Below are 4,426 nucleotides of genomic sequence, written 5' to 3'. Positions count from 1 at the left end.
CATATCTGTAGGTCTTTTTTTCTCCGAAAGGGGCGTATTGTATTGATGCAATTTGATAGTTCTTGAAGCCAATTTCAACATCCTGCCATTGGGTTATTTCTTTTATAGTGCCGTAAAGACTGGTGCAACGCTGCACTCGAATAAAGAAATACTCACTATTAGCTTCAACTACAGGAATAACGGTTTTAACAAATGAGCCACAATCCATACGGCTATATTTGGGTTTTATTCCAAATTTTTTAAGAGTATTGTAGGCGCGTTGAAGGGTTTGGTCTTGCTTGTATTTGACATTACTATTTCCATTTCTGTTTTCAATATAAACAGGGTGATTCCCAATGGTGGCAATTCCTGGAAAGTATCCATCGGCTTTTTTGTAACTGCGTTTTGAATCGTATTTAGCTGTGGGTATAAATTGATTGTCGTAATCAAAAATATAGTCTTGATTATTAGGGGAAAGTTGTTTGCAGTGAATTAAAAGTTCAATCATCAGTTCATTTAACTTCATATTGATATTGAAATCGTGTTGAACTGCTGTCGAGGAAATATAGGTTTGTTTGGTGGTCGCTAATTCTTTTTGCATTCGCAATAGCGTATCTGCTGAACAAACCGAAAAATCTTTTACTTGTTCTAATTCTCTGCGAAAATGTTCTGTAATATCTTCGGCACATTCTCCTCCACAGAGGGTCAATAGAAAATAAGAACGTATTAAATCAGAATAACAATAAGTCGATTTTGAACTCCTCGAACCAAGTTTTTGGTCAATTAGCTGATAGATAGAACTTTTACTAACAATATGATCAGCAAAATTTATTCCGCCAAATGAATTAATAGTTTCACTAGAATACGTAATTTTCATCCGCAACGATGTTTTCACCTAAATAGGTGAAAATATTTTAATCGGCAAAGCTTTGTGATCGTTATTTTACAAGGCTTGCCGATTATTTAACTTTTTTTGATGCGGATACTAGGCATTAAATAACCCAATAATTTATAGCTGTCGATAGTTAAAAAAAAACGGTAAAAACAAGTTTTGATCACGCATCAACAAAATATTAGAAACATACAACTGTTGTACGATTAATACTTCGTATTTGGATATACAATAAAAACTGTATTCATTTTAACCATTTTTTATTGTTATAGTCTTATAATTTACTTGACTTTACAAAAAAATAGAATGTTCTTTTTTAGTACCTATTTCCCATAAAAAAATATAATATGAAGATCTTTGTAGTGTTATTTATCATAACTAGTATCCAAACTAAGTTTACATTTCAACACTTATAAGTTAAAATCTCATGAAATCACTCAATATTAATAAAAATCAATTTGCGTTATGCTTAGTATTTTTATCATGCCTCATGATTTTTTCTGGAATTCAAGCTCAACACAAGCATTCCCAAACTGAAAAATACTACCGAGTTGAAACAAAGCTCAATACACAGGAAATTAACACCCTACGTAAAAAAGGGTTAGAAATGGATCATTTTCATACTTCTGACGGAATAATAACCGCGGAGATTTCTAAAAGTGACCTTAATTTATTGAGAGCAAACAATGTGAAACTAAAAATAAAAATAAGAAATCTAAGTAAAAGGATTCCCCGAAGGAATAAGCGAACTGACAAAAAAGCTTTACGGAAATCCAATAAAATTTCAGCTAGTAATTCAGCAAAAAGATCTTTGCAACAAAACTTAAACAATACCATACAAACACCTACTAATTTTAAACTTGGCAGTATGGGCGGTTTCTTCACCTTGGAGGAAGCCTTAACTATATTTGATGATATGCATTCAAAATACCCTAATTTGATTGCTAAAAAATTATCCATTGGCACTACTGTAGAAAATAGACCGATTTACATGATAAAAATTAGCGATAATCCTACAGTTGAAGAAGCCGATGAAGAAGAAATTTTGTTAACCGCACTTCACCACGCCAGAGAACCTATCGGTTTGACTCAGCTAATTTTTTACATGTGGCACGTATTAGAAAACTACGATTCTGACAAGGAATTAAAAACACTCATTGACAACACCGCCTTGTATTTTATTCCTATTATTAATCCTGACGGATATAGCTTTAACGAATTTACAAACCCAAACGGAGGTGGTTTTTGGAGAAAAAACAGACGTGATAACGGAAATGGTACCTTTGGAGTTGACCTGAACAGAAACTATGATTTTTTATGGGAGCCCAACAATCCTGTTAATACTACAAGTCAAACCTACAGAGGGACAAGCGGGTTTTCTGAACCAGAAACTACTGCCATTGAAAATTTTGTGAATTCTAGAAAATTGACAGCCGCTTTAAATTACCATTCTTTCAGTAATTTATTAATTCACCCTTGGGGATATACCGGTACTGAATTCACTCCAGATAATGATGTATTTATAGCTGCTGCCAATTACTTAACTCAAGAAAATGGATATACCGTTGGAACACCCTTTCAAACCTTAAATGTAATTGATTTTGGTACCAGTGATGATTGGATGTACGGAGAACAAACCGATAAACCTAAAATCTTTGCTATGACTCCTGAAGTTGGGTCTAGAGCAGATGGCTTTTGGCCTGCATCTAGCAGAATTGTTCCTTTATGCAAGGAATCGTTATATATGAATGCAAAACTGCTGCGCATTGGCGCTTTATATGCTAAAATTACGCCCGCTAATACCAATCAAAATACAGAATCCTTAAAAGGAATTATCAACTTTGATATTGAACGATTTAGTTTAAAACCAGCAAACTGGACTGTCAGTCTTACCGCTACATCACCATTCGTCAAAACTTTAGGTGCTCCTGAAAATTTTACAGAATTGACTATGTTCGAAAAATCTAACGGAAGTATCAATTATGAACTTACAGCTAACACTCCCAAAAATGAGTCCATTCAATTAAATTTAAATGTAAGCAATGGTGTTTGGTGTTACACCGAACTTATCAACCTAATCTTAAACGGTGATGTCACAACTATTTGCAATGCTCCTACTGGTTTAAGTACAAATACTATAAATGATACTGAAGCCACCCTAGTGTGGAATCAGACCAACAATACCAACTACAAATTACAATACCGAGTAAAAGGCACTACCGATTGGAACACTCTTGAAAATTTGGTTACAAACTCAGCCACAATTAGTTCCTTAACTGCAGATACCGAATATGAAATCCAAATAGGTAATGATTGTGCTGATTTTAGCGCTTCCGTATTTTTCAAAACCACAACAAACAACACTTTAAGTACTATTGATTTTGAAAATGAAGTAGAACCCTTTCAGCTTTTTCCCAACCCAGTAAAAAATATTATTTGTAGAACTAGGCACTACTAACACAAATAAAGAAAAAACATTTTATCAAATTTTTGATGCACAAAGTAAGCAAATACAATCTGGATCTATTAAAGCAGATGGAACAATTGACGTAAGTAGCCTTGCGCCTGAATTGTATTTTTTAATTATTATTGATAGCGCATCGATAAGAAAAATCAAATTTCTTAAAAAATAAAATAAGTACTCAAGACCAATACCGTAATAAAGGCTCCTGAAACTAACGCATATTTCCATGGCGTGATATCTTCTTCTTTTTGTTTCCTGTGCAATGTAAGCTTCCGATCTTGGATAAAATTTTCCAATAACAAGCATAATACCCATATTGAGAACAAACAAAATTGCCATTACATGTAAAAAATGTGGGTAAGCTTATTTTACTACCTCTTCAATTTTAGTACTATATTTTGTAAAAGATACAGCGTCAAACGTTGATGATAAAAAATTCCTACAATTATTTAACTAATTAAATGCTAAACTAAATTCCAGTTACAGCTCAATTTATTGAAATATTGCAATTTAATTAGTTAAATAACTTCTTTATCAAAAACTACTTAAAAATAAATTATAAAAATCAATTAACGAAAATAATAAACACTTTGTCGACTATTTGATTAAAAGAGTATCGTTTATTAATGTATTTAAACATTTCACTCATTAATTTGTTAAAAATAAATGAATTGCACAGTTCATTTTTAGATTAAAGCTTTATCTCCATTGTTTCAAAGCTTAATAAAACTATTAATTACGAGAACTAAAAAAAACAAATATGATTAGAAATTTTACTTTGATACTTTTTACAATAGCAAACTCATTATTATTTTCACAAGATTGGAATGGCATTGCTATCCCTGCAAAATTAAATGAAGGCTATGAATGGAAACTACACTCTCAATCAGATGATTTTAATTACGTAACTAAAGGTTCAGTTAAAAATGCTTTTTTTAGAAGTAAATGGAAAGACACCTACCATAATCCATGGAAAGGCCCTGGTTTAACCGAATGGGATCAAAATCACTCTGAAGTATCTGATGGTCTTTTAAAAATCAAAGCAAGTCAAAAAAAAGGGACTAAAAAAATAAATACTGGATGTATATTAA

At 32.1% G+C, this 4,426-nt stretch carries 3 protein-coding genes and 1 pseudogene; 3 read left to right on the top strand and 1 reads right to left on the bottom strand.

The annotated features are described in order from the left end of the window. The coding region (locus GMC_RS19855) for a hypothetical protein (protein WP_010522270.1) at positions 1-856 on the bottom strand (856 nt) is incomplete at its 3' end. A 442-nt stretch (positions 857-1,298) separates the two neighbouring features. Between GMC_RS19855 and GMC_RS20785 the strand changes: the two genes are divergently transcribed. From GMC_RS20785 to GMC_RS19845, 3 genes and pseudogenes are all read left to right on the top strand, one after another. Beyond that, positions 1,299-3,329 (top strand): M14 family zinc carboxypeptidase, encoded by a 2,031-nt coding sequence (locus GMC_RS20785; protein WP_010522376.1) that lies wholly within the window; start codon positions 1,299-1,301, stop codon positions 3,327-3,329. Further along, positions 3,301-3,504, top strand: a complete 204-nt coding sequence (locus GMC_RS22795; protein WP_094766290.1) for a T9SS type A sorting domain-containing protein — start codon at positions 3,301-3,303, stop codon at positions 3,502-3,504. The genes GMC_RS20785 and GMC_RS22795 overlap by 29 nt, the downstream gene beginning before the upstream one ends. 591 nt (positions 3,505-4,095) lie before the next feature. Next, a pseudogene (locus tag GMC_RS19845) lies at positions 4,096-4,426 on the top strand (Ig-like domain-containing protein); the annotation flags it as partial.

The organism is Aquimarina agarivorans, from assembly GCF_000218485.1.
In the GTDB taxonomy this organism is placed as follows: domain Bacteria; phylum Bacteroidota; class Bacteroidia; order Flavobacteriales; family Flavobacteriaceae; genus Aquimarina; species Aquimarina agarivorans.
Note: the sequence above shows the minus strand (reverse complement) of the source record. Positions and strands in the feature narration are given on the sequence as shown.